Genomic DNA, 23,014 nt, shown 5'->3' on the forward strand with positions numbered 1-23,014 from the left:
CCGGCCGGTCGGCGCGGCCCGTCCTATCCTGGAGGGGATGGCGATCACCCTCAACCACACGATCGTCGCCGCGCGGGACAAGACCGAGTCGGCGACGTTCCTGACCGAGTTGTTCGACTTGTCCGCCGCGCGGCCGTTCGGGCCTTTTCTCGTGGTCGGTGTCGGGGACACCAGCCTGGATTACGCCGAGGTCGGCGCCGGCGAGGACATCCACCCGCAGCATTACGCGTTCCTGGTCTCCGAGGACGAGTTCGACGTCATCTACGGGCGCATCCACGACCGCGGTCTGCCGTACTGGGCCGATCCGAGGGGCACGAGGCCGGGCGAGATCAACCACAACGACGGCGGCCGAGGCGTGTACTTCCGGGATCCGGCGGGCCACTCTCTGGAGATCCTCACCCGTCCGTACGGATCGGGCGGATCGGGCTAACCGACCGAGTGGCCGCGGGCTTCTTCCTGGTCCCGGTAGTCGTCGGCCAGGCAGCGAACGTGCTCGGGCAGATCGCCGGAGGCGACATCGGCCAGGCTGGTCTGCTCGAGCACCGAGCGCATGCTGGCCCGCAGCGCCCGCCACACGTCGGTCAGTGCCGCCGTCGGCCCCGAGTACGGCAGATCGCCGAGCCCGATGTCCCGGACGCTGGCGAGAGGACCGTCGATGCACCGCAGCACGTCGGCGATGCTGATGTCGACCGCGGCCCGGGCCAGCTCATAGCCGCCGTCGCGACCCCGGTAGCTGCGCACCAGCCGGTCGGTGCGCAGGTCGGAGAGGATGTCGACGAGGAACTGCGCCGGGATGCCTTGAGCCTTGGCCAGGTCGTCGGTTTTGACCGGCGCACCGTCGTCGACCGTCGCAAGCTGGATCATCGCGCGCACGGCGTACTCCGCCTTGGCCGACATCCGCATGCGCTCAGGCTAGCTGGACGACGATCAAAGTGGCGACGAAGGAACCGCCGGCGCGAAGAATTGAGGTTAGGCTAACCTTCGTGCTACCGTGCGCGCCAAGAGCTGCACAGGTAGCTCCCAGGTAGAGCGAAGGCAGGGCTCGTGGCGCTTGCTGTCAGTGCCGCTCACGGCGAGCAACCAGCCTCTGCACACCGTTACCACCGTCCCGACGTTCAAGGGCTACGCGCGATCGCGGTGCTGGTCGTCATCCTCGATCACGTCGGCATGCCGGGATTCGCAGGCGGTTTCGTCGGCGTCGATGTCTTCTTCGTGATCTCCGGTTACGTGATCACCGGGATGCTGCTGCGCAAGTCCACCCAGCCGCGCGGCGCATGGTCCTTCGACTTCCTCGACTTCTACGCCAGACGGGCTCGGCGGATCGTCCCGGCCGCCACCCTGGTCATCGTCCTCACCGTGATCGCGACCTTCGAACTCACCAACTTCCTGCGCGGCGCCCGGGTACTGCCGGACGCGACGGCGTCGTCGTTGTTCCTCGCCAACTTCCACTTCATCGCGACCGGCACCGACTACGCCCGACTCGGTGCCGATCCCTCTCCGCTGCAGCACTATTGGTCACTTGCGGTGGAGGAGCAGTTTTACCTGGTCTGGCCACTGCTGGTGATCCTGGCGATCGCCGTCGCGGCCCGATGGCGCCGGGCGACGCTGCGCCGGGTGCTGTTCGGGCTTCTGGTCGCGATCGTGGCGGGCAGCTACCTGTCGTCGATCGTGACGACCTCCGTCAACGGGGTAGCGGCTTTCTACTCACCGCTGACCCGGGCGTGGGAGTTGGCCATCGGCTGCCTGATCGCGGTGGCCCAACCGTGGCTGGCGGCCAAGATCTCGGCGAGCACGGCCCTGGCCACCTCCCTGAGTTGCTCCGGTGTCGCGGCGATCGCCTGGTCGGTCCTCTCCCTCGATGACACCAGCCGTTTTCCGGGGTGGGTCGCCGTAGTCCCGGTGCTCGGCGCCGCGGCGATCCTCGTCGCGGGGATGAGCGCGCAGCGCACGGTCCCGGCCGCCGTGCTGGGCAACCGGGCCTTCGGTTACGTCGGCGACATCTCCTATTCGCTCTATCTGGTGCACTGGCCGATCTTCGTCATCACCGCCGCCCGCATCGGCGACGACTTCGCCCTCCCCGTGCAACTGCTCCTCATCGGTGCGACCTTCGCCGCCGCCGCGGTCATGTACCACGCATTCGAGGATCCGATCCGTCGGTCACGCGCACTCGTGACCCGGCCATGGTTGAGTCTGGCCATCATCCCGGCGAGCATCGCCGTCGTGTTCGCGGTCGCGGCATTCGAGAGGTACCGGTGGTCCCTGCCTGTTCCCCTTGTCCAGCAATTGTTCTGAGTGTTCTGCGAAAGGATCGATGAATGGCGATGCGCTTGCCCACCACGGCCATTGCGGGCGTGGCGATGTGCACTGCATTGATGCTGGCCGGCTGTCAGGCCGTGGTGGCCGACCAGACGGCTCCGGTCGCGGAAACGGAATCAGCGCCCGCCCCTGCGGCGATACCCCAAGCCGAGGTATTGCGGGCGGTGCAGGCCGCGACCGAATTGCGTGACCTCCCGGCGGGTATCACCAACGACGAACTGCTGGCTGCCAGCGGCGACTACACCGACCAGTGGTCGATCGAGGGATGCGAACCATCGCTGACGGAAAGTCGGCTCGACGACATCGGCCCCTGCACCCTCGGCGACACCACCAGCGAGCGAACCATGGTGTTGATCGGCGACTCCGCCGCATCGATGTGGCACCGCGCCCTCGATCTCATCGGCCAACGCAACGGTTGGCGGGTGATCGTGTTGGCCAAGAGCAACTGCGGACCCGCGTCGCTGACCTACTACCAGTGGCAGCTGGAGCGCGCCTACACCGAATGCGATGACTGGCAGCAGTGGCGGATGGAGATCATCGGTCAGGAAAGGGCCGAGATCGTCGTGATGGCCGGGTTCTTCGACGGCGGAAATCAGGGCCCCGGCAAGGACACGACCCCGGAGGTCTGGCGCGACGCCCTCGTAAAGACGATCAGAGCACTACCCGAGGGTACGAAGACGTTCATGCTCGGCAACATTCCGCGTCCGCCGGAAAGTCCGTCCGAGTGTGTGGCCGACAATCCCACCGATCTCACCCGGTGTGCCGTGCCGGCGGTCGAGGTGCTGCCGAATCAGGAGGGCTGGTCGGGTGCAGCAGAACTCACCGGCCAGACCTACGTCGACGTCGATCCGTGGTTCTGCGCCGAGGTCTGCCCGGCCGTGATCGCCGACCACCTCGTCTACTCCGGCAAGCATCACATCACCGCGCAGACCGCCCAGTACCTGTCGGGATCCATCGAGGAGGTCATGGCACCGGCGCTGACTGTGCCGCGCTGACTCAGTCGGGAACGGCGGCGGGGTCCGGCACGACGACCGCGAACAGGTCCGAGAGGGCGGCGAGGCTGGCGGACTGCAACGACGCGGCAGGCACCGTCTCGCCACCCACTACCGGCAGCGCACGGGTAGCGGTCGCCGAGGCGACCACTGTCGGCGCGTAGCCGAGATTGAACGCGCCGCGGGCGGTCGAGTTCACACACATGTGTGTCATGAAGCCGGCCAGCACGAGGTTGGACACGTTCGCCGCCTTGAGCCGCTCGTCCAGGTCGGTCTGCACGAACGAGTTCGGATAGTTCTTCACCACCACGGGTTCGTCGCCGCGCGGGGCCACCTGCTCGACGATCGCCCCGCTCTCCCCCGAGATGTCGTACAGTCCGCCGCCGTCGTCGTGCTGGATGTGGATCACGGGGATGCCCGCCGTGCGGGCGCGGTCCAGCAGGGCCGCCGCCTCGTCCAGCGCGGCCTGCACACCCTCGAGTTCCATCACGCCACGGGTGTAGGTGTTCTGGCAGTCGATGAGGACGAGCGCCGAATCGGAGAGACCGGCGGGCGCCAGAGGCAGCCCGGCCAACGAGCGCAGGGTCGGAAGGTCTGACATCGTCGCAGCCTACTGCGGATCAGGCCCGCGGTGTCGGGATCAGGCGGCACCCATGTCGGTGCAGTCCAGCCAGCGCCCGTCCTCGCGGACGAACGGGGTGATGTCCGTACTCGTCTGCGGGGCGCTGTCCCCCATCACACGGGTGACGGTGACGTCCGCGGTGGCGTTCTCCCCGTCGACCTCGATGTTGTCCACACCGTCGACGGTCAGGGTGGTCGATTCGGTCATCAGGTCCAGCATGGCTACCCGGTAGGCCGGCTCCTCGTAGTCGACGAGCGCCCGAGCCGCGCGGTCGAGGGTTTCCGTCCGGACCGCGCCGCCGAACTGTTCGGCCAGCAGTTGAGACATCTCCGGCACGGTCAGCGACGTCACCTCCTCGCGGGTACCGAACGTGTCGATCGGCGGGACCAGGTGGGCGGCCGGATCGGCAGCGCGCTCGCGGAACTTCGCGCATGTCAACTCCGCCAACGCTTTCCAGTCGCCGTCCGAGAACGCGTCGGCCTGGGCTTCGACCAGTTCGCGGATCTGACGCTGATCGTCGGCCTGCGACGCCGGCGGCACCGACGGTGCGCTGGTGTCGGCGGAATCCGAACCGCATCCGGCGAGTGCGAGCACCGTTGCGGCGATGGCGACGTGGATGGTCCGGGCCATGGCATCCCCTCGACTAGCTACCCTGCGTCGCACTCTACCGACGGCCGTGCGCCTTCTGTCGAGATTGCGCCCAGCGGCCTAGCCGGCGGTGACCGCGAGCACCGCGTCGGCGAATTCCGGCCGGCACACGATCAGATCGGGCAGCCTGGGATCGCGCTGGTTGTAGCGCAGTGGGGAGCCGTCGATCCGCGAGGTGAACAGGCCCGCGGCCCGCGCGACCGCCACCGGGGCGGCCGAATCCCATTCGTACTGCCCGCCGGCGTGCACGTACACGTCGGCCAGGCCCTGCACCACCGAGGCGACTTTGGCTCCGGCCGAACCCATTTCGACGAGCGTGCCGTTCAGTGCGTCCTTGACCTGCAGCGCCACGGCCGGCGGCCTGGTGCGCGAGACCACCACGCGCGGTGGGCCGGACGACGCCTGCGGCAGCGGCACGGTCGGGGTGGCCAGGGTGACTCCCTGCGCGGGCAACGCGACCGCCCCGGCGACCAGTTCGCCGGATTCCCACAACGCGACGTGCACGGCCCAGTCGGTCCGGCCCAGCTCGGAGAACTCCCGCGTCCCGTCGAGAGGGTCGACGATCCACACCCGCTCCGCGGACAGCCGCGCCGGATCGGTGTCTTCGGCCGGGCCCTCCTCGGACAGCACCGCGTCCTGCGGCCGCTCGGCGGTCAGCGCGGCCAGCAGGAAATCATGGGACTGCTTGTCCCCCTGCGCTTTGCGCTCTTCGGCCGATGCCCCGGCCAGCTCACCACGGATGTCGAGCAGCAGGTTCCCGGCTTCGGTCGCCAGCCGCCCGGCGAGCGCGTGGTCGTCGGTCACCGCGCGCGGCCTTCGAGCAACTCGATCACCGCTACGGCGTGCTCGTCGGGGGTGCGGTCCGAGGTGAGCCGCAGGTCGGGATTCTTAGGCCGCTGGTACGGGCTGTCGATCCCGGTGAAGTGGGTGATCTCACCGGCCCGGGCCTTGGCGTAGAGCCCCTTCGGGTCCCGTCGCTCGCAGTCCTCCAACGGGGTGTCGCAGAACACCTCGAAGAATTCCACGCCGGCGTCGGTGGCCACCTTGCGCGCCACTTCGCGGTGCTCGGCCAGCGGGCTGATCGCGGGCACAAGCACCACCTGGCCGGAATCGGCGAGGATCGCCGCGACGTGGGCGAGCCTGCGCAGGTTCTCGGCCCGATCGGCCATCGAGAACCCGAGGTCGGAGTTCAGGCCGTGACGGAGGTTGTCGCCGTCGAGAACATAGGCAGGCACACCCTTTTCGAGCAGCTTCTGCTCGACCAGCATGGCCACCGACGACTTGCCAGACCCCGACAGGCCGGTGAACCAGATGGTCCGGCCCTTGGTCAGGCGGTCCTCGGGACGGCACAGCGACTCGTGACGGACGGTGTTCGGGCTGGCGGCCCGGGCGGTGCCGTCACGCAGCACCATGCCCGCGGCGATGGTGCCGTTGGTGTTCGGGTCGATCAGGATGAACGAGCCGGTGGCCGCGTTGCGGCTGTACTCGTCGAGCAGCAACGGCACCTGCGAGCGCAGCGAGATCCGGCCCAGCTCATTGAGTTTCAGAGCCGTCGCGGTCTTGTCGCGGTGCAGGGTGTTCACGTCGAGGCGGTAGTCCAGACCCATCACCTTCACCCGCGTGGTGCGGGTGGTGTGCTTGATCAGGTAGTCCCGGCCGGGTTCGAGCGCGACCTCGTCGGCCATCCAGCACACTGTGGCGTCGAAGTCCTGCGTGACGCGGGGCTGGTTGTTGGGCCGGGCGATCATGTCGCCGCGCGAGACGTCGATGTCGTCGGCCAGGCTCACCGACACCGCCATCGGCGGGAAGGCCTCCTCGACCGGCCCGGAGGGGCCCTCGATCGCCGAGATCCTGCTGGGCTTTCCGGCCGGCAGCACCACCACCTCGTCGCCGACGCGCATCACGCCGCTGGCGATGGTGCCTGCGTAGCTGCGGTGGTCGTGGTGTTCGCGGGTCTGTGGACGGATCACGTACTGGACCGGGAACCGGACGTCGACCAGGTTGCGGTCCCCCGCGATGTAGACCTCTTCGAGATGGGTCAGCAGGGACGGACCCTCGTACCAGGGCGTGACGTCGGACTTGGTGACCACGTTGTCGCCGTTGAGTGCCGACAGCGGGATCGTCATGACGTCGTGGATGTCCAGGCGCGCGGCGAAATCATGGAAGTCGTCGCGGATCTTCTCGAACTGCTCTCTGTCCCAGCCGATCAGATCCATCTTGTTGACCGCGAGCACGATGTGCCGGATGCCCAGCAGCGAGGCCAGGAACGCGTGCCTGCGCGACTGCTCGAGCAGCCCGTGCCGGGCGTCGACGAGCACGATGGCCAGCTGCGCGGTCGACGTGCCGGTCACCATGTTGCGGGTGTACTGCAGGTGTCCGGGCGTGTCGGCGATGATGAATTTCCGCTTGGCCGTGGCGAAGTAGCGGTACGCGACGTCGATCGTGATGCCCTGCTCACGCTCGGCGCGCAGGCCGTCGGTCACCAGGGCCAGGTCGGTGTAGTCGTTGCCCCGCTCCTTGGAGGTGCGTTCGACCGCGGCGAGCTGATCCTCCATGACGGCCTTGGAGTCGAAGAGCAGCCGGCCGATCAGCGTGGACTTGCCGTCGTCGACCGAACCCGCGGTCGCGATGCGCAGAAGCGTCATCGAGCTGCCCATCAGAAATACCCCTCGCGCTTGCGGTCTTCCATCCCGGCCTCCGAGATGCGGTCGTCGGCGCGAGTGGCGCCGCGTTCGGTCAGTCGCGAGATCGCGGTTTCGGCGATGACCTCCGACACCGTCGCCGCGGTGGACTCCACGCAACCGGTGCACGTCACGTCGCCGACGGTGCGGAAACGCACGGTCTTCTCGATGATCGGCTCGTCCTTGCGCGGCTGCAGGTACTTGTGCACGGCGAGCAGCATGCCGTCGCGCTCGAACACCTGGCGCCGGTGCGCGTAGTAGATGGCGGGCAGCTTGATCTTCTCGGCCCCGATGTAGGACCAGATGTCGAATTCGGTCCAGTTCGACAGCGGGAACGCGCGGATGTGCTCGCCTTTGCGGTGCCTGCCGTTGTAGAGGTTCCACAGCTCGGGACGCTGGTTCTTCGGATCCCACTGGCCGAACTCATCACGGAAGCTGAACACCCGCTCCTTCGCGCGTGCCTTCTCTTCGTCGCGGCGGGCGCCGCCGAAGGCCGCGTCGAACTTGTTCTCCCGGATCGCGCGCAGCAGGGTGAACGTCTGCATCGGGTTGCGCGACGGGATGGTCTCCACCACCCGCCCGGCGTCGATGTCGTCCTGCACCTTGGCCACCACCAGGCGCACGCCGGACTCGGCGACCAGGTCGTCGCGGGCCTGCAGCACTTCGTCGAAGTTGTGGCCGGTGTCGACGTGCATCACCGGGAACGGCAGCCGGCCCGGCGCGAACGCCTTGATCGCCAGGTGCAGCATCACGATGGAGTCCTTGCCGCCGGAGAACAACAGCACCGGCTTCTCGAACTCCGCGGCCACCTCGCGGATGATGTGGATGGCCTCGGCCTCGAGGGCACGTAGATGGCTCAGCTCGTAGCGCCCGGCAGTGACGGTGAGCTCGTCGGTGGCGGTCATGGATACCTCATAAAGTTGGTAGGTTTGACCAGAATTACGCGCATAACCGGGAATTGTGCCGCAGGCCGTGCGGTGTGTCAACGAATTGGGCCGATCGCCTCCATCTCGCAGCGCCGAGACTGAAGATATGCGCGGATTCCGGCCCGTTCGTCGAGCACAACCTCAGATTCGGCGGGATCAGGGCTGCAAGTCGTAGACGGTCGCCCCGCCGACGTCTGCCGGGCGGAAGCTCTGCTCGACCCACGTGGTGATCTGTGCCGCCGATCCGGTGTCACCGCCCGGCCCGCGGTGCCCGCCGGCGATGAAGTACCTGACCTGGCCGTCTGCGACGTACTGCTGGAACTGTTCCAGCGTCGGCGAATCGTCGCTGCCGGTGAAACCACCGACCGCCATCACCGAGGCCCCGGTCTGCAGTTGGAGATCACCGGCGGTCATGGATCCGACAGTGGCCGCTGCCCAGCGGTTGTCCGCTCCGGTCACCAACCGCTGCAGTTCGGCGTTGTCGGAGACCCTGGCGCCGGGACCGCGCGGACCTCCTGGGCCTCCTGGGCCGCCGAAGCCACCGTCGGGCCGGTCCGGGCCCGACATCGCAAGCGGGCCGTCGCCGGGATGGACCGCGGTCTCGATCGCGTACGCCAGCGGCGCGGCCGCGCCGAGCAGGAGCGCGGCGGCGACCACCGCGGCGGTGGCTCGGCCCAGCCGGTGCGCCCCGACCGCCATCACGGCCGCCGCAACCACGATCGACCCCGCCGCCACCACCCACCGCAGCCACGGCTGCCAGTCCGGCGTGCGCGCGAGCAGGACGAACGCCCATCCCCCAGTTGCCGCCGACATCGCCGCCAGCACCAGCCGAGCCGCGAGATCCGCTCGGCGGCGCCATAGTTCGACCGACGAGAGGCCGACGAGCGCCGCGATGCCCGGAGCCAACGCGACCGTGTAGTACGGGTGGATGATGCCGTCCATGAAGCTGAAGACGGCGCCGGTGACCAGCACCCAGCCGCCCCACATCAGCAGGCCGGCGCGAAGGACGTCGGTGCGGGCGGCGCGGCGGGTCAGCCACAGTCCCGCGACCAGCCCGATCAGCGCCGCGGGCAACAGCCACGACGCCTCGCCGCCCATCGAGGCACCGAAGAGCCTGCCGATGCCCGGGTCGCCACCGAAGAACAGATTGGCCCCGCCGCCGGGCCTGCCCGGGCCTCCGGGTGGGCCGTCCGGCCCGCCCGGCCCTGCACCCTCGCCGCCCATCACGCGCTGAATGCCGTTGTAGCCCAATGCGAGCTGCAGCAGGCTGTTGTCGGTGGAGCCGCCGATGTAGGGCCGCGAGTCCGCGGGCCACAGGCTGACCAGAGCCAGGAACGACCCTGCCGTCGCCACCATCGCGCCCGCACCGGCCGCCAGCAGGCCCACCCGTCGCCCGAGCCCGACCGGCGCGGCTACCAGGAAGGCCAGCGCCAGCCCGGGCACGACCAGGAACGCCTGCAGCATCTTGGTCAGGAACGCGACACCGAGCACCACACCGGCCAGCACCACCCACCGGGATCGACCGTCGCCGATCGCCCGGACCATCAGGTAGGCGGCCACCACGAGCAGCAGCACCAGCAGCGCGTCGGGGTTGTTGAAGCGGAACATCGACGCCGCCACCGGGGTGACGGCCAGCGCGGCGCCGGCGATCAGGCCCGCGCCCGGGCCGCCCACGCGGCGCACCGCCGCGAACAGCACCGCGACCGACGCGATCCCCATGAGCGCCTGCGGCAGCAGCATCGTGAACGGGCTGAACCCGAACAGCCTCCCGAACAACACCGTCACCCACAGCGCGGCGGGCGGCTTGTCCACGGTGATCGCGTTGCCGGGATCGAGGGACCCGAACAGCCAGGCCTTCCAATCCTGGGTGCCGGCCTGCGCGGCGGCGGCGTAGTACTGGTTGGCCCAGCCCGAGGAGCCGAGCCCGCAGAGGTAGAGCGCCGCGGTGGCGGCCAGCAGTGCGGCCAGCGCGGGCCACACCCAGCGCGGTCGCGCGGGTGCGGCGGCGGCGGTGGTGCGCGGCGCCAGGTCGGCGGTGGCGGTCATCGCGCAGTTGCCCCGGTGGCGGTGCGGCGGGGATGGAACACCCAGCCGCGCAGCAGGACGAAGCGCACCAGCGTAGCGACCAGGTTGGCGGCCACCAGGACGGCGAGTTCGACCATGTGGTGTGGGGTTTCGTTGGTGGCGTGCAACAGTCCCAGCGCGCCGCTGGTGATCGCCAGCGCGATACCGAAGACCAGCAGCCCCTCGAGGTGGTTCCTGGCCAGGCGCGCCCGGCCGCCGATGCCGAACGTGAAGCGCCGGTTGGCCGCGGTGTTGCCGATCGCGGTGAGCAGCAAGGCGATCAGGTTGGCCAGCTGCGCGCCGGCCCAGCCCTGCATCAGCATGAACAACAGGATGTAGGCGGCGGTGGACGCCACCCCGATGCTGCCGAACCGCACCACCTGCCGCAGCAGCGAGCCCGGCGCGGCCGACCGCTGCGAGTCGCCCAGCTGCGCGGCGATCGTGTTGACCGGGATGGCGCCGGTGGCGAAGCCCCGCAGCAGCCTGCCGATGCCCCGCAGATCGGCGGCGGCGGTGGCCACGATGTCGACCCGGCTGTCGGTGTCGTCGACCCAGTCCACGGGGACCTCGTGGATGCGCAGCCCGCTGCGTTCGGCCAGCACCAGCAGCTCGGTGTCGAAGAACCATCCGGTGTCCTCGACGTAGGGCAGCAGCTGGGCGGCGACGTCGGCGCGGATCGCCTTGAAACCGCACTGGGCGTCCGAGAAGCCCGCCGCCAGCGTCGATTTGAGGATCAGGTTGTAGCAGCGCGAGATGATCTCGCGTTTCGGCCCGCGCCGCACCCGGGAGCCGCGGGCCAGCCGGGTGCCGATCGCCAGGTCGGAGTGCCCGGAGATCAGTGGCGCCACCAGCGGCGCGATCGCGGCCAGGTCGGTCGACAGGTCGACGTCCATGTAGACGAGCACTGCGGCGTCCGACTCCGCCCACACCCGGTGCAGCGCGCGGCCGCGGCCCTTCTCCTGCAGGCGCACCACCCGCACGCCGGGCAACTCCCGGGCGAGGTCGGCGGCGATGCGGGGAGTGTCGTCGACGCTGGCGTTGTCGGCGATCGTGATCCGGGCCGGCACCGGCACGCAGTCGCGAAGGTAGCGGTGCAGCCGGTGCACCGATTCGGCGAGCGCGGCCTGCTCGTTGTAGACGGGCACCACGACGTCGAGCACCGGCACCCCCGCCGCGCGGGCGGCCACGGCGGCGTTCGGCCGGGCCGCGAACGGGCGGTCCGCGCGCGCGGGCTCCAGGACGGTATCGGTCATACCTGCCATGCTGGTGCGCCAACGTGTGCCCACCGTGGGCCGCAGCTATGCGCCGGCTGTGAGAAATGCGGCGCCCGCACCGGTACGCCCGGGGTCAGCTCGTGGCAATCCGCGTCACTGGGGCCCATCACAGCTGCGGCCCAGGCGAATTCATCGATCCCAGCACAGTCGGTGCCGAGGCTGTGGCGATCGCGTTCGCGGCTGACTGTCTAGTTTCTGGTTGGTGGTGGGGGTTGGTAGGGGTGGTACCACTTCCATTGGATGCGTTCCCCGGATGGTCCGCGGTAGGGCCCGACCTGCGGTGGCGGTGTGGTCGGGGGCCGGGCCAACGAGCCCGGTTCCAAGGTTCTGCCGCGCTGATCGGTGACGACCAGCTGATCTGCCGGTCCGGTCAGAGTGATGCCCCCGCGATGGTGCAGCCGGTGATGGAACGGGCAGATCAGCACCAGATTGTCCAACTCGGTCGCCCCACCGTCCTCCCAATGCTGCAGATGATGGGCATGCAAGCCTTTGGTGGCCCCGCACCCGGGCACCACACACGAGCGGTCGCGGTACTCCAGCGCCCGGCGTAGCCGGCGGCTGATCGTGCGAGTCGTGCGCCCGGACCCGATGACCTGCCCGTCACGTTCGAACCACACCTCGCAAGTGGCGTCACAGGTCAGATAGCGGCGCTGCTCGGCCGAAAGCGCCGGCCCCAGATGCAGCGCGGCGATGCGATCCTTGACATCGACATGCACCACCACCGTGGTGTGCTGCCCGTGCGGGCGACGCGCGGCCTCGGCATCCCAGCCCGCTTCCACCAACGCCATGAACGCATTCCCGCCCGTCGGCAGCGGCGCGCGCCCCGCACCTGACTCCTCGGAGTGGTCGGGGTGGTCGCGTTTCCACTGGGCGATCAGCCCATCCTGATGGGACTGCAGCGCCGCATCGAAGACCGCAGCTTCCGGGGCCGGCAGCCGGATCTGCCAGCACACGAACTCCCCCTCCACCCGCTTGGAAATCGACGGCTGCGGCACCACCACCGGCTCCGGTTCAGCGTCGTCGTCCGGCTCAGGTTCGGGCTCGGGGTCGGGGTCACGTTCGGGTTTGGGTTCCTGTTTGATCGCGGTGCGCAACTGACTGACCGTGGAATGCGACGCCAACTCCGCGTAATGGGCATCCGACCCCGCACCAGCACCCTCGGCGATCGCCCCGACCTGATCCAACGACAACCGACCCGCACGCAGATCCCGCACACAAAGCGGGAACTCCTCGAGCCGACGGGCGACCGCCACGATCGTCTCGGCATTGCGCATCGAGGTGCCCAACCTCCAGGCGATCAACCCCTCCATCGACTTCACCCCGGTAAACCCCCACAACCGAGCCCCATCGATCTCCGCAGCGATCTCCGCGACCCGCCCGTCAATGGCATTGCGCTGACCCGCCAACTCCGCCAACTCGGCGAAAAACCCGTCCAGGCGCTCTGACTGACCCATCGCCACATCGGCGGTGTCAGCGGCAACCCGGGAGGACATGACCCAATTCAAGCACCACCCACCGACAAAAACCGGCACCCGAAAACGGCTCGCGCACAGGAACGTTGCCCAATCCCGCATGCCGTCAGGCTGAGCTTCCGAGATCGACACCAGGGTCGTCAATCCGACGAGTCTCACCACAGCTGTCCCTGCAATCTCGCCGCTCCGGACGCTCGCGAGACCGCAGTGGCGCCCGACTAGGCCTGGGATGGGCCGCGGCTGTGCGGCGGTTGTGGATCGGCGGGCAGCGTGACGACGAATTGCGTTCTGCCCGGCACACTGTGCAGCTCGATCGTGCCGCCGTGCACCCGTACGACGGCGGCGACGATGGCCAGCCCCAGCCCCGTGCTTCCACCGCGGCGCGAACGTGACGAGTCGCCGCGCGCGAACCGTTCGAAGACCTCCGGCTGCAGCCGGGCCGGGATCCCGGGGCCGTCGTCGAGCACCGTCAGCACCGCCGATCCGTCGTCGCCGACGGCGAGTGAGGTCGTCACCACGGTGCCCTCCGGGGTGTGCACCCGCGCGTTGGCCAGCAGGTTGGCCAGCACTTGGCGCAACCGGGCCTCGTCGCCGGTGATCGTCACGGGATCGTCGGGCAGGTCGAGTTCCCAGATGTGCTCGGGGCCGGCGACGTGGGCGTCGCTGACCGCGTCGACCACCAGCCGGGTCAGGTCCACCGCATCGCGCTGCAGGGGCCGGCCGGTGTCCAATCTCGCGAGCAGCAGCATGTCCTCGACGAGTTGGGTCATGCGTGCGGTCTCGGACTCGACACGGTTCATCGCGTGGGCGACGTCGTCGGGCAGCTGTGCCTGCTTGCGTTGGGCCAGCTCGGTGTATCCGCGGATGGCGGCCAGCGGCGTGCGCAGCTCGTGACTGGCGTCGGCGACGAACTGACGGACCCGCGTCTCGCTGGCGTGCCGCGCGGCCAACGCCCCGGCGATCCGGTCGAGCATCCGGTTCAGCGCGGCCCCCAGTTGTCCGACCTCGGTGTGCGCGGCGGCGGGCTCGACGTCGACGATCGGCGTCGGCAGCCGCACCTCCCCGCGGTCCAGTTCCAGGTCCGCGACCTGCCGCGCGGCTTCGGAAACCCTTGCCAGCGGCGCGAGTTGACGACGGACGATGATCGCCCCCGCGGCGCCCGCCCCGAGCAGTGCAGCGGCCCCGACGGCACAGAAGATCAGCGCCACCCAGAACAGGGTGTCGTCGACGTCGGCGGTCGGCAGACCGGTGACGACCGCCTCGCCCGGCACGTGCGCGGGAAAGGCGACCACCCGGTAGCGGCCCAGACCGTCGAGTTCGACCGTCCGCGGCTGCTTGTCGACCGCGACCTCGGCCAGTTGCCGGGCGGCGGCGGCGGAGATCTCGTCGCGGGCGCCGTCGGCGGTGATCACGCCCGCGTCGCGGACCTGCCCGGCGGCCACCACCGCCCCGACGGTGTGGATCGCCTGGCCCGGCGCGTTCAGGAACGCGGGTCCGGGCCCCTCGTCGCCGATCCCGGTGCGCCGGTCCTGCCCCGGCGCCGGGGGCATCATCATGCCGGGCGGTCGCATCCCGGATCGTCCCATGCCGGGCGGTGGCGGCGGACCGAACTCGAAGAACACCGTCGATCGCCTGCCCGCTTCGACCACCTGCTCGTCGAGCTGGTTGGTCAGGAAGCGTTGTAACGCGAACTCGGTCGCCAGCCCGATACCCGTGCACACGACGGCGAGAAGCAGCAGCTGGGTGACGATCAGCCGGGTCCGCAGCGACCAGCCGCGTGGCGCGCGGAGAACGGGCCCGCTGCGCTCACCGCGCGGGTTTGAGGACATATCCGGCACCGCGAAGCGTGTGGATCATCGGCTCGCGGCCGCTGTCGATCTTCTTGCGAAGGTAGGACACGTACAGCTCGACGATGTTGGATCGGCCGCCGAAGTCGTAACTCCACACCCGGTCCAGGATCTGGGCCTTGCTCAGCACCCGCCTGGCGTTGCGCATCATGAATCGCAGCAGCTCGAATTCCGTTGCGGTCAAGACGATCTGATCACCGCCGCGGGTCACCTCGTGGCTGTCCTCGTCGAGCACCAGATCGCCCACGACGATCTTGGCGCCGCCGGCCTCGGTGGCGACCCCGGTGCGCCGCAGAAGCGCGCGCAGCCGCAGCACGACCTCCTCGATGCTGAACGGTTTGGTCACGTAGTCGTCCCCGCCGGCGGTCAGCCCGGCGATGCGGTCTTCCACCGAGTCCTTCGCGGTGAGCAGCAGCAGCGGCAGGCCGGGCAGTTGCTGACGCAGTTTGCCGAGCACCTCCAGCCCGCTCATGTCCGGCAGCATCACGTCGAGCACGACCACGTCGGGCGGATTGTCCCGGGCGATCGCGATCGCGGTGGCGCCGTCGCCGGCGGTGGAGATCTCCCAGCCCTCGTAGCGCAGCGCCATCGACAGCAACTCGGCGAGCACGGGTTCGTCGTCGACGACGAGCACGTGGATCGGGCTGCCGTCGGCACGGCGCATCACCGCGCGCGCGGGTTCGTCCCCGGATGAGGTCTGGGGGTCGGGCATGGCTCCATTATCGAAGCGCACGCTGTGCGCGGTCTATGCCGTTCCTATGCGCCGGCTGTGAGACAGCGCGTCATGTCGAACGCTGAGCCCGCACACAGCGGACTCACATCGACGGCGCCCAGTGTGGAGGCATGAGCAGTCAGGAGCCGCGGCCTGCCGACGCCGCGCGGGACGACCCCGATCCTGCACCGCGCCGGTGGCGCCGGACGCAGACGTGGCTCGCCGTCGGGATCGCCGCCGTCATCGCGGTGCTGGGCGGCGCGGCGATCTACGCGGCGTCGGACAACTCGTCACCGCAGTTCCCCGGTCCGCCTCCCGTCCACCACGCCGGGGATCCGGCGGACCGACCCGGGTCCGGACGACAGGAGGGCCGCCCACTGCACGGGCAGGAGGTGGTCGCGGTCAGCGCCGGCGGCTTTGTCACGGTGGTCACCCAGTCCGGCACCGTCACGGCGACCGCGCCGGACTCGATCACCGTGCGCAGCGACGACGGCTTCACCCAGACCTGGTCGACCCCGGCCGGGGAGGGGTCGACGTTCGCCGTCGGCGACGCGGTGTCGGTCCGCGGCGTGCAGAACGGCATGACCGCCGAGCTGACCGAGGTGCTCCGGCGCTGAGCGCAACGCCCGCCGGGCCGTGTCGCCGGGCTGTAGCACGACATATCTCTTAACCTGGGCCCATGCAGCCCCGAGGCGACCGCGCCGGATGACCCGATTCCTGGCTCGCCGGCTGCTCAACTACGTGGTGCTGCTGGGGCTGGCATCCTTTCTGACGTTCGCGCTGACCTCGCTGACGTTCTCGCCGCTGGACAGCCTGCTGGAACGCAACCCGCGCCCGCCGCAGGCCGTGATCGACGCCAAGGCCGCGGAGCTGAACCTCGACAAGCCGGTACCCCTGCGCTACGCGGACTGGCTGGGGGGAGCGGTACGCGGTGACTTCGGCACCACCGTGAGCGGCCAGCCGGTGACCGACGAGCTGTGGCGCCGGGTCGGGGTGAGCCTGCGGCTGGTGCTCATCGGCTCGCTGGTGGGCACCGTGCTCGGCGTGGTGGCCGGCGCGTGGGGCGCGGTCCGGCAGTACCGGTTGTCCGACCGGGTCATCACGACGCTGGCGCTGCTGATCCTCAGCGCGCCGACGTTCGTGATCGCCAACCTGCTGATCCTGGCCGCACTGAACGTGAACTCGTTCCTCGGGATGCAGGTGTTCGAGTACACCGGGGAGACGTCCGCGGACGCCGTCGGCGGCGCGTGGAACCAGTTCGTCGACCGCCTTCAGCATCTGGTACTGCCGACGTTCACACTGGCGCTGGGCGCGATCGCCGGGTTCAGCCGCTACCAGCGCAACGCCATGCTCGACGTGCTGGGACAGGACTTCATCCGCACCGCGCGGGCCAAGGGCCTGACCCGGCGCCAGGCGCTGTTCCGCCACGGGCTGCGCACCGCGCTGATCCCGATGGCCACGCTGTTCGCCTACGGGGTCGGCGGCCTGTTCACCGGCGCGGTGTTCGTGGAGAAGATCTTCGGCTGGCACGGCATCGGGGAATGGTTCATCCAGGGCATCGCCACCCAGGACACCAACATCGTCGTCGCGATCACCGTGTTCACCGGGCTGACGGTGCTGCTCGCCGGCCTGCTATCCGACGTGCTCTATGCCGCCCTCGATCCGCGGGTGCGTGTGTCGTGACCGCGACCGACAGCACCGAGATCGCCGTGCCGCACCGCTTCGTGTCCCGGCGCACCCTGGTGTGGCGCCGGTTCGTGCGCAACCGGCCCGCCGTGGTGTCGCTGTTCGTGCTGGCCGCGCTGTTCCTCAGTTGCTGGGTGCTGCCGCCGCTGCTCCCCTACTCGCACACCGACCTCGACTACTACGCGCTGCAGCAGCCCCCGACGACCGCGCACTGGTTCGGCACCAACGCGCTGGGCCAGGACGTGCTGGCCCAGACGCTGCGGGGTATGCAGAAGTCGCTGCTGATCGGTGTGGGCGTGGCGTTCCTGTCGACCGTCATCGCCGCGACCGTCGGGGCGATCGCCGGCTATTTCGGCGCCTGGCGCAGCGCGGTGTTGATGTGGGTCGTCGACCTGCTGCTGGTCGTCCCGAGCTTCCTGCTGATCGCGATCGTCACGCCCCGCACCCGGGAGTCCGGCACCATCCTGTGGCTGATCCTGCTGCTGGCCGCGTTCAGCTGGATGATCAGCGCGCGCATCGTGCGGGGTATGACGATGAGCCTGCGGGAGCGCGAGTTCGTCACGGCCGCCAGGTACATGGGCGTCAGCCACTGGCGCATCATCGTCCGGCACATCCTCCCGAACGTGGCGTCGATCCTGATCATCGACACCGCGCTGAACGTCGGGCTGGCGGTGCTGGCCGAAACCAGCCTGAGCTTCCTCGGTTTCGGGGTGCAGCCTCCGGACGTGTCGCTGGGCACGCTGATCGCCGACGGCACCCGGTCGGTGACGACGTTCCCGTGGGTGTTCCTGTTCCCGGCCGGCGTGCTGGTGCTGATCGTGTTCTGCGCCAACCTGGTCGGGGACGGACTGCGCGACGCCCTCGATCCCGGAGTGCGGCCCGCCCACCGACGCAAGCGCCGGGCACGCCCATGAGCCTGCTCGAGGTCAGCGGGCTGACCGTCACCTTCCCCACCGACACCGACCCGGTCCCCGCGGTGCGCGGCCTCGACTATCGCGTCGAATCCGGTGAGGTCGTCGCACTGGTCGGCGAATCCGGCGCGGGCAAGTCCGCCGGGGCGATGGCCGTCATCGGCCTGCTGCCCGAATACGCCGAGGTGTCCGGCTCGGTGCGGCTGCACGGCCGGGAACTGCTGGGCCTCAGCGACCGGCAGATGTCGCAGATCCGCGGCGCGAAGATCGGGACGGTGTTCCAGGACCCGATGTCGGCGCTGACCCCGGTGCACACCGTCGGCGACCAGATCGCCGAGGCCTTGCGGATCCATCAGCGCGGCCTCGACCGTCGCGCCGCCCGCAGCCGTGCCGTGGAGTTGCTCGAGCTGGTCGGCATCTCCCAGCCCGCCCGGCGGGCCCGGGCGTTCCCGCACGAACTGTCCGGCGGGGAACGTCAGCGCGTGGTGATCGCCATCGCGATCGCCAACGACCCCGACCTGCTGATCTGCGACGAGCCGACCACCGCACTGGATGTCACCGTGCAGGCCCAGATCCTCGACGTGCTGCGCACCGCCCGCGACGTCACCGGTGCCGGGGTGCTGATCATCACCCACGACCTCGGGGTGGTCGCCGAGTTCGCCGACCGCGCGCTGGTCATGTACGCCGGGCGGGCCGTCGAGACCGCACCCGTGGCCGACCTGTACCAGCGGCGCCGGATGCCCTACACCGCGGGGCTGCTGGGCTCCGCACCCCGCCTGGACGCCACCCAGGGCACCCGCCTGGTGCCCATCCCGGGAGCGCCGCCTGCGATGGCGGCCCTACCCCCGGGTTGCCCGTTCGCGCCGCGCTGCCCGCTGGCGATCGACGAATGCCGTTCCGCAGAACCGGAACTGGAGATCGTCGACACCGACCACCGGGTGGCCTGCATCCGCCACGAACTGGTGGCCGGGCGCAGCGCCGCCGACATCTACGGCGTGTCGACCGCCCCGCCCGCCGAGACTCCGGCGCCCGACGACACCGTCGTCGTGCGCGTCACCGACCTGGCCAAGACCTACCCGCTGACCAAGGGCGTGGTGCTGCGCCGCCGCATCGGCGAGGTCCGCGCGGTCGACGGTGTCAGCTTCGCACTTCGGCAAGGCCGCACACTGGGCATCGTCGGCGAATCGGGGTCCGGCAAGTCCACCACGCTGCACCAGATCCTGGACCTGTCGGCGCCGCAGGCGGGCACCATCGAGATCCTCGGCCACGACGTCGCCACGCTGGACCGCGGTGCGCGCCGCGCGCTGCGCGCAGACCTGCAGGTGGTGTTCCAGGATCCGGTGGCCTCGCTGGACCCGCGCCTGCCCGTCTTCGACGTCCTGGCAGAACCGTTGCAGGCCAACGGGTTCGACAAGTCCGCGATCGCCGACCGGGTCGGCGAGCTGCTGGGCGTGGTCGGCCTGCGCCGCGAGGACGCCGGCCGCTACCCGGCCGAGTTCTCGGGCGGGCAGAAGCAACGCATCGGCATCGCCAGGGCGCTGGCGCTGCAGCCCAGGATCCTGGCCCTCGACGAGCCGGTCAGCGCACTCGACGTCTCCATCCAGGCCGGCATCGTCAACCTGCTGCTCGATCTGCAGGAGCGCTTCGGGCTGGCCTATCTGTTCGTCTCGCACGACCTGTCGGTGGTGCGCCACCTCGCCCACCAGGTGGCGGTGATGCACGACGGGGTGATCGTGGAGCAGGGCGACGCCGATCAGGTGTTCGGCGACCCCCGGCACGAGTACACGCGGCGGTTGCTGGCCGCGGCGCCTCACCCCCGCGCCGATCGCCGTTAGAGTCAGTCCGCATGAGCACGCACCCGCGCCCCTTGGGCTCGCGAGCAGACACAAAATCGCACGCCTGGTCCCCGAAAAGGGCGATTTTGCGTCTGCTCGCGGTGGGATCGGTGGCCGCACTGGTGCTGACCGGGTGCTCCGGCGCGCAGAACGACGCGCCGACGGCCGGCGGCAGCGCCGAGCTGGGCACCACCGCCGACATCAACCCGCAGGACCCGGCGACACTGCAGCAGGGCGGCAACCTCCGGCTGCCGCTGACGGGCTTCCCGGCCAACTTCAACAACCTGCACATCGACGGCAACCTCGGCGAGATCGGCCGCATGTACCGCCCGACTCTGCCGCGCGCGTTCTTCATCAAGCCCGACGGCGAGATGACCGTCAACAGCGACTACTTCACCGACGTGCAGCTGACCAGCACCGACCCGCAGGTCGTCACCTACACGATCAACCCGAAAGCGGTGTGGACCAACGACCGACCCGTCACCTGGGAGGACATCGCCGCCCAGATCAACGCCACCAGCGGCAACGACAAGCGCTTCCTGTTCGCCTCGCCCAACGGCAGCGAGCGGGTCGCGTCGGTAACCAAGGGGGTCGACGACAGGCAGGCTGTGGTCACCTTCGCCAAGCACTACGCCGACTGGCGGGGGATGTTCGCCGGCAACGGGATGCTCTACCCCAAGGAGATGACCCAGGATCCCGAGGCGTTCAACAAGGGCTTTCTCAACGGCCCCGGACCGTCCGCGGGACCGTTCATGATCACCGCCGTCGACCGCGGCGCTCAGCGAATCACTTTGAGCCGCAACCCGAAGTGGTGGGGAACCCCGCCGCTGTTGGACAGCATGACCTACACCGTGCTCGACGACGCCGCGATGCTGCCCGCGCTGGAGAACAACGCGCTGGACTCGGTCGGGCTCGCCACCGTCGACGATCTGGAACGGGCCCGCCGCGCCCAGGGGGTCACCATCCGTCGTGCCCCGGCGCCGAACTGGTACCACCTCACACTCAACGGCGCCGACGGCGCGCCGCTGGCCGACCCGGCACTGCGCGCGGCGATCAGCAAGGGCATCGACCGGCAGGCCGTCACCGCGGTGTCGCAGCGCGGGCTGACCGACAACCCGCAGGCGCTGAACAACCACATCTTCCTGGCCGGCCAGGAGGGTTACCAGGACAACAGCATCGCCTTCGACCCCGAGGCGGCCAAACGGGAACTCGACGCGCTCGGCTGGACGCTCGGCGACTCCGGGGCCGGGCAGTTCCGGGAGAAGGACGGCAAACGGCTGACCCTGCGCGACGTGTTCTACGACGGTGCGAGCACCCGCGCGATCGCGCAGGTGGTGCAGAACCAGCTGGCCCAGATCGGGGTCAACCTTGAGCTGGTGCCGGCGCCGGGCGGTTCGCTGTTCACCGACTATGTCGTGCCGGGCAACTTCGACGCCGTCCAGTTCGCTTGGGGTGGTGACGCATTCGCATTCGGCGGCCTGACCCAGATCTACGCCTCACAGGGTGAGAGCAACTACGGCAGGATCGGCAGCCCGCAGATCGACGCCAAGATCGAGGAGACGCTCTCCGAGCTGGATCCGGCCAAGGCGCGCACCCTTGCCAACGAACTCGACAAGATGATCTGGGAGATCGGGCACAGCCTGCCGCTGTTCCAGGCGCCCGGCAACGTGGCCGTGCGCAGCAATCTGGCCAACTACGGCCCCACCGGCATCGGCGACCTGAACTTCTCGGCGATCGGCTTCATGAAGTAGCCGCGCGCACCCCCCGCGGCAGCACCGATTCCGCGCGGACGCCCGCCGCGAGCGCGGCGATCAGCAGCCGCACCGTCACGTTCGCCGGGAGGGCGTCCAGTTCGGTTGCCCGGGAGGGAAGTTCGGCGATGTTCCCACCGTGCACCGCGGTGCAGATCTGCAGGGCCGCGTGCTCCCGGGTGTCCAGGATGCTGTGGCCCGCGGTGGGCAGTTCGACGAGCGCAGATCCGGGAATGAGGTCGGCGATCCGGTGCGCCACCTGTGGGGGTGTGGTCAGGTCGCGACCGCCCGACAGCACCGCGGTGGGCCACCCGAAGCCCGGCATCGCCGCGGCGAGATCATAAGGTTCGGCGACGAAGTCCACGTCACCGGAAGCCATTTCGCGCAACGCGACGGCGGGATCGAGCGGTCCGCCGTCGGGCACCGCACCGTAGTTCAGTTCCCGGTAGGCGATGCGCTCCACCAGGTCGGGCTCGTGACGGTACGGGGTCTTGCGTTCGGTCACCAGCTTGGTGATCCGCTCGGCGAACTTCCACAGCAGATCCCGGTCGGCCGCCAGCAGATCGAGCTGGCGGCTCAGCGCGTCGGGGCCGGCCAGCTCGTACAACCCGATGGTCAGCAACAGGGCCTCGGGCGTCAACGTGCCTGCCGCGACCAGCTGCCGCACCTTCGCGGCCAGGTCCGCGTCGCCGCCGGCCGCGCCGTCCCACAGCACCCGGCGGGCCTGTGCGCGCACCGCCCCGATATCCCCGGCCGAGAGCAGCGGCGAGTCCAGCACCATGGCCTGCACCCGTCCCGGATGGCGCACCCCGACCCCGGCCGCCACATACGAGCCGTAGGACGTGCCGTACACCACCGCGCGCTCGACCCCGGCGTCGTCCAGCACCGCGGCGACGTCGTCCACGACGGCGTCGACCGTCAGCGCCTCCGGCGGCAGGTCGGCACCGGCGTCGTCGTGGCGGGACAGACCGACGCCGCGATGCTCGACCATGATGACGTCGAGCCCCGCCGCCGCGGCGTGCCTGCGGAACGTCCGGTACAGCGCGACGGACGCCGCGCCGGGCCCGCCGGGGATGATCACCAGCGGATGCTCGGACGCGGGACCGGTCCGCACGTAGTACACGTCGAACTGCTCGTCGCCCGGCCCGGCGGGACGCGGGCGGACAGGACGGCGCACCGACCGCACCCCGGGCAGCGCCGCGAACCTGTCGTGCGCGCGGCGACGTCTGGCGTTCCTGCTCATCACGCTCATTGTGCCCTCGGCAGTGGCCGGGTGA

The 23,014-nt window shown here is 69.7% G+C and carries 20 protein-coding genes; 8 read left to right on the forward strand and 12 right to left on the reverse strand.

The genetic code is table 11. The annotated features are described in order from the left end of the window. Window positions 1-37 precede the first annotated feature (37 nt). Entirely contained in the window at window positions 38-430 is a 393-nt protein-coding gene (locus C6A87_RS20210; protein ID WP_311113889.1) for a VOC family protein, read from the forward strand. Here the strand turns inward: C6A87_RS20210 and C6A87_RS20215 are convergent. Continuing rightward, window positions 427-903: an RrF2 family transcriptional regulator gene (locus tag C6A87_RS20215; RefSeq protein WP_311113890.1), complete on the reverse strand. Its 477-nt coding sequence runs from the start codon at window positions 901-903 to the stop codon at window positions 427-429. The genes C6A87_RS20210 and C6A87_RS20215 overlap by 4 nt on opposite strands. Window positions 904-1,044: 141 nt before the next feature. Between C6A87_RS20215 and C6A87_RS20220 the strand changes: the two genes are divergently transcribed. Continuing rightward, window positions 1,045-2,292 carry an acyltransferase gene (locus C6A87_RS20220; protein WP_311113891.1) on the forward strand — a complete coding sequence of 416 codons (1,248 nt, stop codon included), beginning with the start codon at window positions 1,045-1,047 and terminating at the stop codon, window positions 2,290-2,292. Between the two features lie 23 nt (window positions 2,293-2,315). Further along, window positions 2,316-3,311, forward strand: a complete 996-nt coding sequence (locus C6A87_RS20225; protein ID WP_311113892.1) for an SGNH hydrolase domain-containing protein — start codon at window positions 2,316-2,318, stop codon at window positions 3,309-3,311. 1 nt (window position 3,312) lies between these two features. On the opposite strand, the gene C6A87_RS20230 is transcribed toward C6A87_RS20225, so the two are convergent. The 10 genes from C6A87_RS20230 to C6A87_RS20275 form a co-directional block, all read right to left on the reverse strand. Further along, the gene (locus tag C6A87_RS20230) at window positions 3,313-3,909 is read right to left on the reverse strand and encodes a cysteine hydrolase family protein (protein ID WP_311113893.1); all 597 of its coding nucleotides are present in this window, start codon (window positions 3,907-3,909) and stop codon (window positions 3,313-3,315) included. A gap of 39 nt (window positions 3,910-3,948) precedes the next feature. Then, a complete protein-coding gene (locus C6A87_RS20235) occupies window positions 3,949-4,560 on the reverse strand; it encodes a hypothetical protein (RefSeq protein ID WP_311113894.1) in 612 nt (203 codons plus the stop codon). A gap of 78 nt (window positions 4,561-4,638) precedes the next feature. Next, window positions 4,639-5,382, reverse strand: a complete 744-nt coding sequence (locus tag C6A87_RS20240) for a 3'(2'),5'-bisphosphate nucleotidase CysQ (protein WP_311113895.1) — start codon at window positions 5,380-5,382, stop codon at window positions 4,639-4,641. After that, complete coding sequence (gene cysC / locus C6A87_RS20245; RefSeq protein ID WP_311113896.1) at window positions 5,379-7,235, reverse strand: adenylyl-sulfate kinase; 1,857 nt, start codon at window positions 7,233-7,235, stop codon at window positions 5,379-5,381. Before cysC ends, C6A87_RS20240 begins: the two co-directional genes overlap by 4 nt. Next, window positions 7,235-8,164, reverse strand: a complete 930-nt coding sequence (cysD, locus tag C6A87_RS20250) for a sulfate adenylyltransferase subunit CysD (protein ID WP_396836909.1) — start codon at window positions 8,162-8,164, stop codon at window positions 7,235-7,237. The genes cysC and cysD overlap by 1 nt, the downstream gene beginning before the upstream one ends. 177 nt (window positions 8,165-8,341) lie before the next feature. Then, window positions 8,342-10,231 carry a glycosyltransferase family 39 protein gene (locus C6A87_RS20255; protein ID WP_311113897.1) on the reverse strand — a complete coding sequence of 630 codons (1,890 nt, stop codon included), beginning with the start codon at window positions 10,229-10,231 and terminating at the stop codon, window positions 8,342-8,344. Next, window positions 10,228-11,511 (reverse strand): bifunctional glycosyltransferase family 2/GtrA family protein, encoded by a 1,284-nt coding sequence (locus C6A87_RS20260; protein ID WP_311113898.1) that lies wholly within the window; start codon window positions 11,509-11,511, stop codon window positions 10,228-10,230. The genes C6A87_RS20255 and C6A87_RS20260 overlap by 4 nt, the downstream gene beginning before the upstream one ends. Window positions 11,512-11,711: 200 nt before the next feature. After that, a complete protein-coding gene (locus C6A87_RS20265; RefSeq protein WP_311113899.1) occupies window positions 11,712-13,016 on the reverse strand; it encodes a DUF222 domain-containing protein in 1,305 nt (434 codons plus the stop codon). A 197-nt stretch (window positions 13,017-13,213) separates the two neighbouring features. After that, window positions 13,214-14,824: a HAMP domain-containing sensor histidine kinase gene (locus C6A87_RS20270; RefSeq protein ID WP_311113900.1), complete on the reverse strand. Its 1,611-nt coding sequence runs from the start codon at window positions 14,822-14,824 to the stop codon at window positions 13,214-13,216. Then, window positions 14,802-15,506, reverse strand: coding sequence for a response regulator transcription factor (locus C6A87_RS20275; protein WP_311118015.1), 705 nt, complete (start codon window positions 15,504-15,506; stop codon window positions 14,802-14,804). Before C6A87_RS20275 ends, C6A87_RS20270 begins: the two co-directional genes overlap by 23 nt. Before the next feature lie 179 nt (window positions 15,507-15,685). Here C6A87_RS20275 and C6A87_RS20280 point away from each other — a divergent pair, with 179 nt between their 5' ends. The 5 genes from C6A87_RS20280 (at window position 15,686) to C6A87_RS20300 (ending at window position 21,737) form a co-directional block, all read left to right on the forward strand. Next, a complete protein-coding gene (locus tag C6A87_RS20280; protein WP_311113901.1) occupies window positions 15,686-16,171 on the forward strand; it encodes a hypothetical protein in 486 nt (161 codons plus the stop codon). Between the two features lie 88 nt (window positions 16,172-16,259). Then, complete coding sequence (locus C6A87_RS20285) at window positions 16,260-17,237, forward strand: ABC transporter permease (RefSeq protein ID WP_311113902.1); 978 nt, start codon at window positions 16,260-16,262, stop codon at window positions 17,235-17,237. A gap of 26 nt (window positions 17,238-17,263) precedes the next feature. After that, window positions 17,264-18,154, forward strand: a complete 891-nt coding sequence (locus C6A87_RS20290) for an ABC transporter permease (RefSeq protein ID WP_311118016.1) — start codon at window positions 17,264-17,266, stop codon at window positions 18,152-18,154. Then, a complete protein-coding gene (locus C6A87_RS20295) occupies window positions 18,151-19,986 on the forward strand; it encodes an ABC transporter ATP-binding protein (protein ID WP_311113903.1) in 1,836 nt (611 codons plus the stop codon). Before C6A87_RS20290 ends, C6A87_RS20295 begins: the two co-directional genes overlap by 4 nt. A 101-nt stretch (window positions 19,987-20,087) precedes the next feature. Beyond that, window positions 20,088-21,737, forward strand: a complete 1,650-nt coding sequence (locus C6A87_RS20300) for an ABC transporter family substrate-binding protein (protein ID WP_311118017.1) — start codon at window positions 20,088-20,090, stop codon at window positions 21,735-21,737. On the opposite strand, the gene C6A87_RS20305 is transcribed toward C6A87_RS20300, so the two are convergent. After that, window positions 21,727-22,980, reverse strand: coding sequence for an alpha/beta fold hydrolase (locus C6A87_RS20305; RefSeq protein ID WP_311113904.1), 1,254 nt, complete (start codon window positions 22,978-22,980; stop codon window positions 21,727-21,729). The two genes, C6A87_RS20300 and C6A87_RS20305, sit on opposite strands and share 11 nt — an antisense overlap. Window positions 22,981-23,014: the final 34 nt, after the last annotated feature.

Origin of the sequence: Mycobacterium sp. ITM-2016-00317 (assembly GCF_002968295.1) — a bacterium.
Lineage (GTDB): Bacteria > Actinomycetota > Actinomycetes > Mycobacteriales > Mycobacteriaceae > Mycobacterium.